Source organism: Shinella curvata (assembly GCF_022899935.1).
GTDB lineage: Bacteria > Pseudomonadota > Alphaproteobacteria > Rhizobiales > Rhizobiaceae > Shinella > Shinella curvata.
Genome location: NZ_JALJCJ010000007.1, coordinates 201,902 through 216,208 on the forward strand (window position 1 = coordinate 201,902; position 14,307 = coordinate 216,208).

Sequence of the window (14,307 nt, forward strand, 5' to 3'; positions counted from 1 at the left end):
CCTTACTGGCGCGCGAGGATGATCAGGCGGTCCGCAGCATCGAAGGACAGTTTCTCCGACTTCACCGGATTGACCACGACTCCACCCATATTGCGCGGGTCGTGCCCCGCCGTGGTCGCGCGGCTGTAGCCGAGGGCCACTTCGCCGCGGATGAGGGCGGCGAGCGTGACGGTGTAGAAATTCACCGGCCGGTCGATGGCGATGTAGTCGGTGACCGGGCGCATGTAGATTTCCGAGCCGTCCTCGTCGAGCAGCTCGTCGAAAATATCGGCCATCAGCTCGTTTTCCGAGGCCTGTGCCAGCATGAGGCTGACCAGCTTGTTGCTGACGACGAAATCGTCGGCGCGGGTGACGGCGGCGAGGTTGCGGTTGCGCACGTCGATCATCTCGCTGACGATGCCGATATGCTGGCCCGCCGCATCGGCGATCTTGCGCAGCTGCAAGAGCGTCACCAGCGTCGTGGTGTCGGCCGGCTGCGGCGCCATGTCGTCACTATAGCCGAGCACCAGCACGTGATCGTAGGACGGCACGTCCAGCGCGTCGAGGGCCGCACGGTTCGTCGTGTCGATGACGGTGCAGCGAACGGCAAGGTTTTCCTTGAGATAGGACAGCCCGGCGACGATCTTTTCGAGATCCGGCCGGTTGGCGGCGATCAGAAGCTCGGAGCCGGGCGCCACATAGCGTGACAGCTCCTGCGCGATGATCGGCCCGCGGCGGTTCCAGCCGAGCAGCAAGGTCCGTTCCGGTCCCTCCGTGTGCTGCACGGGCGGACGCACGATCTCGCGGTCGACGTCGAAATCACCGCTACGCAGCTTGATCGCTGCGTCGTCCTCGGCGATCAGGATCGCCCGCTCCCCGGCCGCGATGACGCGGCTGTTCGGCGGGTTGAGATGCACGACGCCACCAAGGTCGCAAAGACCGATCAGCGTCGAGGTATCGTAGGCCATCACCGCATGGCCGAAGGACTTTCCGACCAGCGCCGGCTGTTCGAGCGCGTAGATTTCCGAACCGTCGAAATCGAGCAGTTCCGTATAGACGGCTGAGAGGCCTGCCTGGCGCGAAGAACTGACGACGATGCGCGAGATCAGCTCGTCCGCCAGCACCAGCTGGAGCTCCGAACCACCGACGATGCGGGCAACCTCGGCGTTCTTGGCATCGCGAATTTCCGCGGCGATCTGGTAGGGTTCTTTGCGACGCTCCGGATCGTTGACGAGGGCGAGTACGGTCTTGATGACCTCGGAATCGGCGTAGTCGCTTTCCGGCGACAGCACGACGATCGAGCGGGAAGCCTGCGGATTGACGATGTTGACGTCGTAGAGATCGGTCGGATCGCCGCTGCGGCAGATGACGCGGGTGTTCCTGAGATCGGCGATCTTGTCGGCGATCTCGTCCTCCATCTCCACCTTGTCCTTGTTCGCCATGATGACGATGCGCGGATTGCGCCGGCTCTCGTTGGCAATGACCAGTTCGGAAATCACGTCGAAAATCGAGGGCGACCAGTTGAAGATGATCGTATGATCCTTCTCCAGCACATGCGAGCGGCCCTTGCGCAGCTCGTCCAGCTTCTCGTCGAGGCCGGAAGAGAGCACGCCGATCAGTGCGGAGAAGACGAAGATGCCGGCGACGGTGACGACGAGCGAGACGCCGCGGAAGCTCCAGCCGGCATCGCCGCCCATCGTGCCGGCATCCATGGTGCGCATCAGCGATTCCCAGGATCCTTCGATGAAGGAAACGGGCGAGCCGCCCTCGGGCGCGATACCGGTCAGCGCCAGGAACAGCCCGGCGAGAATGATGACGATCAGCGAGATCACGGCCAGCCAGCCGATCAGGGCGATCGGCCCCGCCGCCATGCTCTTGTCGAACTGGTAGCGCAGGCGGTCCCGCCAGGTAATCGTCTTCATACTTGTCCCCTAAAACCGGCATCCCGCCGGATACGTCTATCGAGTGTCAAAAATTCGGGATGGCGGCAAGGAGGTGGGTCGGAAATTTTCGGAAGAAGCGTAAACGTCAGCGTTCGCGCCCAACTTGCCGCGCCGTCAAAAAATCGTTATATGCGAACGTATGGAATCCAAGTTCGGATGCACGGAAAAGCATGTCGTCGTGCTGCAGGATCACAAGCGCCTGCCGGCACGCTTCTTTGCGCGCGTCTTCGGGGCGCTCATCAGCCGTCTATCCTGATCGCTCGCGGTCCAGCAGCCTCGCGCTGTCGATTTCCCTTTCCCAAACATGCCAGACGGATGAAAAGCCATGAGCGCACCCCGTACCCTCTATGACAAGATTTTCGACGACCACATCGTCTCCCGCCAGGAAGACGGCACCTGTCTTCTCTACATCGACCGTCACCTCGTTCACGAAGTGACGTCGCCCCAGGCCTTCGAAGGCCTGCGCATGGCCGGCCGCAAGGTCCGCGCGCCGGAAAAGACGCTCGCCGTCGTCGACCACAACGTTCCCACCTCACCGGATCGCCATGAGGGCATCAAGAACGAGGAAAGCCGCATCCAGGTCGAGGCGCTCGCCACCAACGCGGCCGAATTCGGCGTCGAATATTACTCCGAAAAGGACGTGCGCCAGGGCATCGTGCACATCGTCGGCCCCGAGCAGGGCTTTACGCTGCCGGGCATGACCATCGTCTGCGGTGACAGCCACACCTCCACGCATGGTGCATTCGGCGCACTGGCGCACGGTATCGGCACGTCCGAGGTCGAGCATGTGCTCGCCACCCAAACGCTGATCCAGAAGAAGGCGAAGAACATGCTGGTGCGCGTCGACGGCCAGCTGCCGGAGGGCGTCACCGCCAAGGACATCATTCTCGCCATCATCGGCGAGATCGGCACGGCCGGCGGCACCGGCCACGTCATCGAATTCGCGGGCGAAGCCATTCGATCGTTGTCGATGGAAGGCCGCATGACGATCTGCAACATGACGATCGAAGGCGGCGCCCGCGCCGGCCTCATCGCGCCCGACGAGAAGACCTTCGAATATATCAAGGGCAAGCCGCGCGCGCCGAAGGGCCAGGCGCTGGACATGGCGATCGAGTACTGGAAGACGCTCTACACGGAAGAGGGCGCGCATTTCGACCGCGTGGTCGTGCTCGATGCCGCCAACCTGCCGCCGATCGTCTCCTGGGGCTCCTCGCCGGAAGACGTCGTCTCCATCGAAGGCGTCGTGCCGAACCCCGACGCGATTGAGGACGAAACCAAGCGTACCTCCAAGTGGCGCGCGCTCGACTATATGGGCCTGAAGCCGGACACCAAGATCACCGACATCGCGATCGACCGCGTCTTCATCGGCTCCTGCACCAATGGCCGCATCGAAGACCTGCGTGCCGTTGCCGCCGTTGTCGAGGGCAAGCAGGTGGCGTCCACCGTCAGCGCCATGATCGTTCCGGGCTCCGGCCTCGTGAAGGAGCAGGCGGAAGCGGAAGGCCTCGACAAGATCTTCAAGGCTGCCGGTTTCGACTGGCGCGAGCCCGGCTGCTCGATGTGCCTTGCCATGAACGACGACCGCCTGAAACCGGGCGAGCGCTGCGCCTCCACCTCGAACCGCAATTTCGAGGGCCGTCAGGGCTTCAAGGGCCGCACGCATCTCGTGTCGCCCGCCATGGCTGCGGCCGCCGCGATCGCCGGCCACTTCGTCGATATCCGTACGTTCAACTGATCACGGTTCCATCGCCGTAAATGCAGAAAGGCCGGGATTTCTCCCGGCCTTTTTGTTTGCGCCGTTCAGGCGGGAGCGCGCCGGAAACGGCGCAACGACAGGCCGAGCGCGACGATAAGCAACGCCGCAGCCACGGTGAATGTCACCTGCATGCCGAAGGCGACGGCGGCCGGGTCCGCGCCGGCAAGGTCCCGCGTGCCGGTGGCGGCGGCGAAGATCGCGCCCATCAGCGAGGCGCCGGTGATGAGGCCGAGATTGCGCGACAGGTTGAGCAGGCCCGAGATGACGCCGCGTTCGTCCGCGGCGATGCCGGTCATGACGGCGGCATTGTTGGCGGCCTGGAACAGCTGGTAGCCGGGGGTGAGCACGACGATCGCCGCGATATAGCCGGGCAGGCCGAACAAAGCGGAGAGCACGGGCAGGCCGGCAGCACCCGCCGCCATCGTGGCAAGCCCGGCCGCGACCATGGGGGCCGCACCGAAGCGATCGACGAGGCGTCCGGCCAGCATGCCGGTCAGAACGGAGACGACGGGGCCGATCGCCAGCACGAAGCCGACTTCCGCCGGGCCGAGGCCGAGCGTGCGCGACAGGTAGAACGGCCCGACGACGAGCGTCACCATGATGACGGTCGCGACGAGGATGTTGGCCGCAAGGCTGGCGGGAAAGCCGGGGCGGCGGAAGGCGGCCGGGCGGATCAGCGGGAAGACGGTTCGGCTCTGTCTTACGACGAACAGGATTGCGCCGATGATGGCCGTGGCGACGAGCGCAGCATTCACAAGTCCGATGCGGCCTCCGCCGGCCGTCATGGCGAGCGCATAGGCGGCAAGCGATATCGCCAGCAGCGTGGCGCCGACAAGGTCGAAACGGGCTGCAGTGGCGGCCTTGCGGTCGGCGGGCAGGAAATGCCACACGAGGCCGAAAGCGACGATGCCGAAGGGTACGGCGACGAGGAAGATCGAAGGCCAGCCGAAGGCGGAGATCAGCAGGCCGCCGAGCGATGGACCGAGTGCGGTGCCGACCGCCGACATCGTGCCGAGCAAGCCCATCGTGCTGCCGATGCGTTCCTTCGGCACGGTCTCGCTGACGAAGGCCATGGCCAGCGCCATCATGGCCGCCGCGCCCGCGCCCTGAATGGCCCTGACGACAATAAGGAAGGGCAATGACGGTGACAGGCCCGCCAGCAGCGAGGCGGCTGAAAACACCGCGAGCCCCGCCAGCAGCAGCCGGCGACGGCCAAAGAGATCGCCGAGGCGCCCGATACCGGCAATCAGCACGGTGCTGGCAAGCAGATAGGCGAGCACGACCCACTGGACATGCGGGAAGGGCGCGGCGAAGTGCTGCGCCAGTGTCGGCAGGGCGACATTGGCGATGCTGGTGCCGAGCGAGGATAGCAGGATGGCGAGCGACAGGCCGGCAAGAGCTCCGACCCTGTTCCGGTCCGCCGTTGGGATGTTTGCGTCTAGCATGGGGCTGCTCCTTGTTTGTCTGGAGCAGATAAGCCTTTCCTTGATGTGGCGGAACGCGCATGGATTGCACTATATTCGTGCATCTGACGCCATGTCATTTTCCGGCCGGCATGTTAGGATCTTGCATGTCCCGGCCCGATCTCAATCTTCTCGTGACGCTCGACGTGCTGCTTGCCGAAGGCAGCGTCGCAAAGGCTGCCCGACGGCTCAGGCTCAGCCCGTCGGCGATAAGCCGCGCGCTGGCACGCCTGCGTGAGGTGACGGGTGATCCGCTTCTAGTGCGGGCCGGGCGCGGCCTTGTGCCGACGCCGCAGGCGATAGAACTTCGCCAGAGGGTCGGGCAGATCGTGCAGGAGGCGGAAGCGCTGCTGCGGCCGGCCGAGACCCTCGATCTCAAGACCCTCGCGCGGACATTTACCCTGCGCAACCGCGAGGGGTTCGTCGATACCTACGGGCCGGCGCTGCTGGCGCGCGTGGCGCGCGAGGCGCCGGGGGTGAAACTGCGCTTCGTGCCGAAGCCCAACAAGGAGAGCACGCCGCTGCGCGACGGTATCGTCGATCTCGAAACGGGCGTGATCGGCGAGGAGACGGGGCCGGAGGTTCGGGCACAGGCGCTCTTCCGCGATCGTTTCATTGGCATCGTGCGCGACGGGCATCCGTTGCTCGACGAGCCGATCACGCCGGAGCGCTACGCCGCCGGCGGTCATATCCTCGTCTCGCGCGGCCGGCGGGAGCGCGGCCCGGTCGATGAGGCGCTGGCGCTGAAGGGGTTGACGCGCACCATAGCCGTGACGGTGCCGAGTTTTACCGAGGCCGTGACGCTCGCAAGAAATTCCGACCTGATCGCGCAGGTCTCGGACCGGTCGACGTTGTCGTTTCGCGACGGCGTGACGGCTTTCGCGCTGCCGGTCGATCTGCCTGATTTCACCGTCTCGCTGCTTTGGCATCCGCGCATGGATGCCGACCCGGCGCATCGCTGGCTGCGGACCTGCCTGCGCGAGATCTGCCAGCGGCCCTGATGGGCCGTGACTTTCCGGCAGAACAATGCTAAAGGGCCGGCAACTGGGCCGTAAGCCGCACTTCCCGGCATTTCCTGGCCTGCAATGAACTTCAGTCGAGCATGGACCGCCGTGGCGCAAAAGCCTGCGCCGGCGCTGCCTGTTCTTGAGGAATGACCCGATGGCAAGCATGGATTTTCTCAACACCGCCGACCCGGTCAAGGCGCCGGTCGTCCGCACCATCCCGGCCGCCGAAAAGCCGACGCTGATCGGTCTTTCTCGCGAGGACATGGGCCGCGCGCTGGTGGAGAAGGGCGTCAACGAGCGCCAGGTGAAGATGCGCGTCAGCCAGCTCTGGCACTGGCTCTATGTGCGCGGCGTCTCTGACTTCGACGACATGACCAATGTCTCCAAGGACATGCGGGAAATGCTCAAGAAGCATTTCACCATCGCCCGCCCGGAGATCGTCGACGAGCAGATTTCCAATGACGGCACGCGCAAGTGGCTGCTGCGTTTTCCCGCACGCGGCGCCGGCCGGCCCGTCGAGATCGAGACCGTCTACATTCCCGAGGAAGGCCGCGGCACGCTCTGCATTTCCAGCCAGGTCGGCTGCACGCTTACCTGTTCCTTCTGCCACACCGGCACGCAGAAGCTGGTACGTAACCTGACGGCAGAGGAAATCCTCTCGCAGCTGCTGCTGGCTCGCGACCGGCTCGGCGATTTCCCGGATCGCGACACGCCCGCCGGCATGATTGCGCCTGCCGAGGGACGCAAGGTCTCAAACATCGTCATGATGGGCATGGGCGAGCCGCTCTACAATTTCGAAAGCGTGAAAACGGCGCTGCTGATCGCCACCGACGGCGACGGCCTCTCGCTTTCCAAGCGCCGCGTGACGCTCTCGACCTCCGGCATCGTGCCGGAAATCTATCGCACGGGCTCCGAGATCGGGGTGATGCTGGCGATCTCGCTGCATGCCGTGCGCGACGAGCTGCGCGACATGCTGGTGCCGATCAACAAGAAGTATCCGCTGAAGGAACTGCTGGACGCCTGCCGCGCCTATCCGAGCCTGTCGAATGCGCGGCGCATTACCTTCGAATATGTGATGCTGAAGGACGTCAACGATAGTCTGGAAGACGCCAAGCTGCTCACCCAGCTGCTGAAGGGCATTCCCGCGAAGATCAACCTCATCCCGTTCAACCCCTGGCCTGGCACGAACTACCAGTGTTCGGACTGGGAGCAGATCGAGCGTTTCGCCGATTTCATCAACCAGGCCGGCTATGCTTCGCCGATACGCACCCCGCGCGGCCGCGACATCCTCGCCGCCTGCGGCCAGCTGAAATCGGAATCCGAGCGCATGCGCAAGGTCGAACGCATGGCCTTCGAGGCCATGATGATCGTCGGCCACGGCGAAGACGATTGAGGGGCCTCTAAGGCCCCTCTTCGTTTGATCAGAACGTCGCCGTCATCGGATCCGGGCCGATGCGCTTGCCATCCTTTTCAAGCGTGGCGAAAGTCGCCATGTCCTCGGCGTCGAGCTTGAAATCGAAGACCTTGAAATTCTCCTCGATGCGCGACGGCGTCACCGATTTCGGGATCACGACGAGACCGTTGTCGATGTGCCAGCGGGTGATGACCTGTGCCGGCGTGCGGCCGTGTTTGGCCGCGACCTTGGCGACGACGGGGTTTTCCAGAAGCTGACCCTGGCCGAGCGGGCTCCAGGACTGCGTGATGATCCGGTGCTTGTCGTGATAGGCGCGGGCTTCCTTCTGCGGAAAATCCGGATGCAGCTCGATCTGGTTGATGACGGGCGTGATGCCTGTCTCGTCGATCAGCCGCTGCAGATGCTCGGGATAGAAGTTGGAAACACCGATGGAGCGGGCGCGGCCATCCTTCTGCAGCTGGATGAAGGCCTTCCAGGTATCGACGAACTGGCCGCGCTTCGGTGCCGGCCAGTGGATGAGGTAGAGATCGACATAGTCGGTGCCGAGACGCTTGAGGCTGGCATCGAAAGCCTTCAGGGTCGAATCGTAGCCCTGCTCGGAATTCCAGAGTTTTGTGGTGAGGAAGATTTCCGGGCGGGCGACGCCGGAGGCGCGGATACCCTCGCCCACCCCCTCTTCGTTCTCGTAGATCGCGGCAGTATCGATATGGCGGTAGCCCGCGCCGAGCGCGGCCTTGACGGCCGTCACGGCCGTATCGTTCGGGGTCTGCCACACGCCGAGGCCGACCTGGGGAATGCTGTTGCCATCGTGAAAGAGAATTGTCGGCTGATCGCTCATGAGAATGTCTCCATGAAAAGGGATGAACCCGGGCGGGTTTTGGGAAGGCGAGGCTGCATATAGGTCGACAGGCGCGGCATTTCAGCGGGGGACCGGCGAAAAGCTTTAAGTGCGCATGCGACCGTACCGCGACGCGTCGCCATGGTGCCGGGTACGTTCGGATGGTCTTCACGCAATGTTTAGCAGATGTGATCCGGCGCCGCGCGCCCTGCCATATTCGCGCCATGCGCGAATTCGACTGGCTAGGCAACAAAGGGGCCAAACCTGCCATCCCTTCCATTTGAATTTTTGCCCTAGCTCCCTTACTTTCCTGAGAAATGCCGAGAGGAAACGCATGACATCCCGCACGATCCTTCTTGTCGATGACGACAACGACCTTCGCGAGACGCTCGTCGAGCAGCTTTCGCTCTACGAGGAATTCACCACGCTGGAGGAAACGACCGCCGGCAAGGGCATCCAGACGGCGCGCGCCAACCAGATTGACCTGCTCATCATGGATGTCGGCCTGCCCGATATGGATGGCCGCGAGGCGGTGAAGCTTCTGCGCAAGGGCGGCTTCAAGGCGCCGATCATCATGCTGACCGGGCACGACACCGATTCGGACACGATCCTGGGCCTCGAAGCCGGCGCCAACGACTATGTGACGAAGCCTTTCCGGTTTGCCGTGCTGCTCGCCCGCATCCGCGCGCAGCTGCGCCAGCACGAGAGCAGCGAAGACGCGACCTTCACCGTCGGCCCCTACACGTTCAAGCCCGGCCAGAAACTTCTGACGCTGGAAAACGGCCAGAAGATCCGCCTCACGGAAAAGGAAGCGGCGATCATCCGCTATCTCTACCGCGCCGACCAGAAGGTGGTGACGCGCGATATTCTGCTGGAGGAGGTCTGGGGCTACAATTCCGGCGTGACGACCCACACGCTGGAAACCCACGTCTATCGCCTGCGCCAGAAGATCGAACGGGACCCTTCCAATGCCGAGATTCTCGTGACAGAGAACGGCGGTTACAAGATCGTACCATAATCAGGAAACCCCGCCGTGGCTCTCAGCGACGACATCGCCCTTCTCGCCCGCGTGCCGCTGTTCACCGGTCTTGCCGATGACAAGCTGCGGCTGATGGCCTTCGGCGCCGAACGCCGCCGGCTGGTCGAGGGGCAGACGCTGTTTCGCGAGGGCACCTCGGCCGATTGCGGCTTCGTCGTCGCCCACGGCTCGTTCCAGCTCACCTCGACGCTGCGCGACGGCGCGACGAAGGAAGAGGGTATTGCGGACTATGGCACGCTGCTGTCGGAGCTGGCGATGATCTCCGCCGTCGAGCGGAAATATACGGCCGTGGCGCTGGAGGACAGCGAGGTCATCCGTATCAACCGCCCGCTCTTCCGACGCATGCTGGAAGAATATCCCGATGTCGCCGTTCTCGTGGATGCCCGCATCCGCGAAAACCTCACGGCGATGATCACCCAGATGCGCGGCCTCGCCCGTCGCTTCGCCTGATTTTTAGAAGTCGAATTCCGCAATCACAGGCACGTGGTCCGATGGCCGTTCCCAGCCGCGCGCTTCACGGATGACGGAAATATTCGTCAGATGCGGATCGAGGTCGGCCGAGGACCAGATATGGTCGAGGCGGCGGCCCTTGTTAGCGGCCTGCCAGTCGGCCGAACGGTAGCTCCACCACGTATAGAGCTTTTCCTCCGCCGGCACCTTGCGGCGCATCAGATCTACCCAGGCACCCTTGGTCATCACGTCGATCAGGCCTTCGGTCTCGATCGGCGTGTGGCTGACGATCTTCAGAAGCTGCTTGTGCGACCAGACATCATGCTCCAGCGGCGCGATGTTGAGATCGCCGACGAGGATCGAGGAAATCCCGGCCTCGGCTTCGGCATGCAGCAGCTTCATTTCCTCGATGAAATCGAGCTTGTGGCCGAATTTCGCGTTGATCGTGCGGTCCGGCTCGTCGCCGCCGGCCGGCACATAGAAATTGTGCACGCGGATCGACTTGCCGCGGTGATGGAGGAGCACCGAGACATGGCGCGCATCGCCGACGCCGCAATAGTCGCGCCGCTCGACGATCTCGGTCAGCGGCAGGCGGGAGATGGTCGCGACGCCGTGATAACCCTTCTGGCCATGCATCACGATATGCTCGTAGCCGAGCGCCTTCAGCGGCTTGGAGGGAAACTGGTCGTTCGGGCACTTGGTTTCCTGCAGGCACAGGATATCGGGCGAGAAGGTTTTCAGGAAATGCTCGACGAGCGGCATGCGCAGCCGCACGGAGTTGATGTTCCAGGTCGCGATCGAAAGTGCCATGCCGGGTCCGCCTCAAAAACATCCGGCCCGTCGAGCGGGCCGGTTGGGGCGTCTTAGAGCATTTCCAGTCGAAGCGAAATTGCTTCGACGTCGGATAATGCGGCAAAAGCAAATCCTAGAGCAGGCGTGCCGAAAACGGAAACGGCTTGTTATTGCGTACCGCGGCGGCGGACCTCGTCATAGGGGATCGTGAAAACCTTGGCGTCGAGCGGAATGCCGGTCTTGACGTTGAAGATCATCACAGACGTGTCTTTGCCCTGCGCATCGGTGATGGTCCATTGGCGCAGGTCGTATGTCTTCGGGTCGAACATCATGGTGATGGTCGAATCGCCGAACATGTTGCGGTCGCCGAGAACGATCGTCGTCAGGTCGGCCTCTTCCTTGACGGAGCGCACCATCTTGGCCGAGAGGTCGATCTTCTCGCCGAGCAGCAGGTTCAGGGGTGTCTTGGAGAGCGGATAGAGATCCCAGGTCTTGAGTTTGCGGTTGCCGATGACGACGGAGCGGCCGTCGGCAATTACGCGCATCGGCGAGGGGTCTTCGTAGTTGAAACGGATCTTGCCCGGACGATCGATGAAGAACTTGCCGCCGGTCTGCTCGCCGCGCGGGCCGAACTGCACGAATTCGCCGGCCATGGTCTTCACCGAGGCGAAGTGATCGGCGATCTTCTGGGCGGCGGCACTGGCCTGCGCGGACGCCTCAACGGGCGACAGCAGCGGAAGGCCGGCAGAGAATGTCAGGGCCATGAGGCCGGTGAAGCCGCGGCGCGTCAGCGTGCCGGCTTTTTCGGATCGGTTCATCTTGGTCTCCTTCATGCGTTTTTCATGCGGGCCAAACGCGGCGCCATAATGGCGATTGGCCCTGACGCGAGACTTGCCGGTCGAAACGTCGCAGAAGGCACTCCGTTCCCGGTCATCGTCCCGAAATTTCGTCTTCCGTCGGCACGAGGATTTCGCGCTTTCCGGCGTGGTTGGCGGGGCCGATCAGCCCCTCCTTCTCCATGCGCTCGATCAGCGAGGCGGCGCGGTTGTAGCCGATGCCGAGACGGCGCTGGATATAGGACGTCGAGGCCTTGCCGTCGCGCAACACCACGGCGACCGCCTGGTCGTAGGGATCGTCGGAATCCTCGAGATTCGCCGTTCCGGCCGGACCATGCCCGTCGTCGCCGTCCTCGTCGTCATCCTGGGTGATGGCATCGAGATATTGCGGCGCGCCCTGCGCCTTGAGATGCGCGACCACGGCCTCCACCTCGCCATCCGAGACGAACGGGCCATGCACGCGCTGGATGCGCCCGCCGCCGGCCATGTAGAGCATGTCGCCCATGCCGAGCAGCTGTTCGGCGCCCTGTTCACCGAGAATGGTGCGGCTGTCGATCTTCGACGTCACCTGGAAGGAGATGCGCGTCGGGAAGTTGGCCTTGATCGTGCCGGTGATGACATCGACCGAGGGACGCTGCGTCGCCATGATGACATGGATGCCGGCGGCACGCGCCATCTGGGCGAGGCGCTGCACGGCCCCTTCGATATCCTTGCCGGCGACCATCATCAGGTCGGCCATTTCGTCGATGATCACGACGATATAGGGGATCGGCTGCAGGTCGAACTCTTCCGTCTCGTACATGGCCTCACCGGTCTGGCGGTCGAAACCGGTCTGTACGGTGCGGGCAATCGTCTCGCCCTTGGCCAGTGCCTGCTCGACGCGGCTGTTGAAGCCGTCGATGTTGCGCACGCCGATCTTGGACATCTTCTTGTAGCGCTCCTCCATCTCGCGCACCGTCCATTTGAGGGCGACGACCGCCTTCTTCGGATCGGTAACGACGGGAGAGAGCAGATGCGGGATGCCGTCATAGACGGAGAGTTCCAGCATCTTGGGATCGATCATGATCAGGCGGCACTGCTCCGGCTTCAGGCGGTAGAGCAGCGACAGGATCATCGTGTTGATGGCGACCGACTTGCCCGAACCGGTGGTACCCGCAACGAGCAGATGCGGCATCTTGGCGATGTCGGAAATGACCGGCTCGCCACCGATCGTCTTGCCGAGCGCCATGGCAAGGCGCGCCTTGGAGGTCTCGAAATCGCGCGAGGCGATGAGTTCACGCAGATAGACGGTCTCGCGGCTCTGGTTCGGCAGCTCGATGCCGATGGCGTTGCGGCCGGGCACGACAGCGACGCGCGCGGCGATCGCGCTCATCGAGCGGGCGATATCGTCGGCGAGGCCGATGACGCGCGACGACTTGATCCCGGGCGCCGGTTCCAGCTCATAGAGCGTGACGACCGGGCCGGGACGCACATGGATGATCTCGCCCTTGACGCCGAAATCCTCCAGCACGCCTTCCAGCATGCGGGCATTCTGTTCGAGCGCATCGGCCGAAAGCGTCGCATCGCGCACCTGGCCCCTGGGCTCGGCGAGCAAATGGATCGGCGGCAGCTGGAAGCCATCGGGACCAACGAAGGAGGACTGCGCTTCGCGCTCGATGCGCTGGCCGGGCTTCGGGCGGGATGCTGCGGGAACGACGCGAGCATTGGCCGCGGGTACGGCCTGGCGGGCCGGCGCGCGACGCGGCGCCCAATCGGCAGCAATATCGTCGGAATCCTCGTCCGGCAGGATGCCGTTGGGATGCGCCGGACGTTCATCCATATCGAAAGGCAGATCATCGTCATCGTCGTCAAGCGCGATCGACGGGGCATTGACGGCGCGGCGACCGTCCATCGACGGTTCGACGCGTTCGGACGAACGCGGTGCGGCGCGGGCACGCGCCGGCTCGTTCAGCGTGCCGAATTCATCCTCGTTGAAATCATAGGGCTGCTCGATACCACGCGCCTTACGGCGGTGGTTGGAGAGGCCGAAGAGGCGGCGCATGCGTGCCTGGCCAGTATACCAGGCATGTGTCATGGCGCCGACAAACACGGTAAGCGGCCCCTCGCGCTCTTCGTCGTCGTCCTCCTCGGCAACCGTGCGGGCGCGACTCTGGACCGGGACGGGGGCAAAGCTCTCCTCGTCCTCGATCGCCACCGTGCCGATCAGGCCGGCGCTGAACACCATCAGCCAGGCCGCCGGAATGGCGATGATGCCGCCGAGGATGCTTGCCAGCATGCCCGTCGGATAGGCGCCGGTGAAGAGCGCCGGAAAACGCAGGATCATGTCGCCGAAGACGCCGCCAAGCCCCGTCGGCAGCGGCCAGGTGACCGGGCCGGGCACGCAGGCGAGCGCGGCTGAAGCAAGGATAGCGCCGCCGAGCCAGGCGGCCGCGCGCTGCGGAATGCGGTTGAAATGCCGGCCGCTGATCAGCCCGATCGCCCAGGCAACGACGGGCAGGAGCGCGATCACGCTGGCAAGGCCGAAGAACTGCATGAAGATATCGGCGAACACGGCACCGGGATAGCCGAGCAGGTTTACCGGCGTGCCGCTGGACGCATAGGACAGGCTGGGATCCGAGACGTTCCAGGTGGAGAGCGCAGCAATCGCAAGCGCAAGGGCGAGGAAAATACCGAGCCCGAAAAGGATCTGCGCCTGCCGCCAGACGAATGCCGACAGAACGAAACGGTCGTGACGGTTGTCCAGCCCTGCCGAAATGCTTCTGCTCATGGTTACAGCCTGTGCCCACGCAA

11 protein-coding genes are annotated in these 14,307 nt (G+C 63.8%); 5 read left to right on the forward strand and 6 right to left on the reverse strand.

Features of this window, described 5'->3' with window-relative positions; translation table 11 throughout:
* Positions 1-2 precede the first annotated feature (2 nt).
* A complete protein-coding gene (locus MUU55_RS24060) occupies positions 3-1,901 on the reverse strand; it encodes a CASTOR/POLLUX-related putative ion channel (RefSeq protein WP_244763321.1) in 1,899 nt (632 codons plus the stop codon).
* Positions 1,902-2,247: 346 nt separating this feature from the next.
* Between MUU55_RS24060 and leuC the strand changes: the two genes are divergently transcribed.
* Entirely contained in the window at positions 2,248-3,657 is a 1,410-nt protein-coding gene (gene leuC, locus MUU55_RS24065) for a 3-isopropylmalate dehydratase large subunit (RefSeq protein ID WP_244763322.1), read from the forward strand.
* A gap of 65 nt (positions 3,658-3,722) precedes the next feature.
* Here leuC and MUU55_RS24070 read toward each other — a convergent pair whose 3' ends face one another.
* On the reverse strand, positions 3,723-5,123 hold the full coding sequence (locus MUU55_RS24070; RefSeq protein ID WP_244763323.1) for an MFS transporter: 1,401 nt from the start codon (positions 5,121-5,123) through the stop codon (positions 3,723-3,725).
* Positions 5,124-5,248: 125 nt separating this feature from the next.
* Between MUU55_RS24070 and MUU55_RS24075 the strand changes: the two genes are divergently transcribed.
* Together MUU55_RS24075 and rlmN are read left to right on the forward strand one after the other, a co-directional pair.
* Positions 5,249-6,142, forward strand: a complete 894-nt coding sequence (locus MUU55_RS24075) for a LysR family transcriptional regulator (RefSeq protein WP_244763324.1) — start codon at positions 5,249-5,251, stop codon at positions 6,140-6,142.
* 169 nt (positions 6,143-6,311) lie between these two features.
* Positions 6,312-7,541 (forward strand): dual-specificity RNA methyltransferase RlmN, encoded by a 1,230-nt coding sequence (gene rlmN / locus MUU55_RS24080; RefSeq protein WP_425314231.1) that lies wholly within the window; start codon positions 6,312-6,314, stop codon positions 7,539-7,541.
* A 28-nt stretch (positions 7,542-7,569) separates the two neighbouring features.
* Here the strand turns inward: rlmN and MUU55_RS24085 are convergent, their stop codons facing one another.
* Positions 7,570-8,400 carry an aldo/keto reductase gene (locus MUU55_RS24085; protein ID WP_244763326.1) on the reverse strand — a complete coding sequence of 277 codons (831 nt, stop codon included), beginning with the start codon at positions 8,398-8,400 and terminating at the stop codon, positions 7,570-7,572.
* 334 nt (positions 8,401-8,734) lie between these two features.
* Between MUU55_RS24085 and MUU55_RS24090 the strand changes: the two genes are divergently transcribed.
* Positions 8,735-9,418: a response regulator transcription factor gene (locus tag MUU55_RS24090; RefSeq protein ID WP_244763327.1), complete on the forward strand. Its 684-nt coding sequence runs from the start codon at positions 8,735-8,737 to the stop codon at positions 9,416-9,418.
* A 15-nt stretch (positions 9,419-9,433) separates the two neighbouring features.
* A complete protein-coding gene (locus MUU55_RS24095) occupies positions 9,434-9,889 on the forward strand; it encodes a cyclic nucleotide-binding domain-containing protein (RefSeq protein WP_244763328.1) in 456 nt (151 codons plus the stop codon).
* Between the two features lie 3 nt (positions 9,890-9,892).
* Here the strand turns inward: MUU55_RS24095 and MUU55_RS24100 are convergent, their stop codons facing one another.
* From MUU55_RS24100 to MUU55_RS24110, 3 genes are all read right to left on the reverse strand, one after another.
* Entirely contained in the window at positions 9,893-10,699 is an 807-nt protein-coding gene (locus MUU55_RS24100) for an exodeoxyribonuclease III (protein WP_244763329.1), read from the reverse strand.
* 149 nt (positions 10,700-10,848) lie between these two features.
* A complete protein-coding gene (locus tag MUU55_RS24105; RefSeq protein WP_244763330.1) occupies positions 10,849-11,514 on the reverse strand; it encodes an outer membrane lipoprotein carrier protein LolA in 666 nt (221 codons plus the stop codon).
* A gap of 97 nt (positions 11,515-11,611) precedes the next feature.
* A complete protein-coding gene (locus tag MUU55_RS24110) occupies positions 11,612-14,284 on the reverse strand; it encodes an FtsK/SpoIIIE family DNA translocase (RefSeq protein ID WP_244763331.1) in 2,673 nt (890 codons plus the stop codon).
* Positions 14,285-14,307 lie beyond the last annotated feature (23 nt).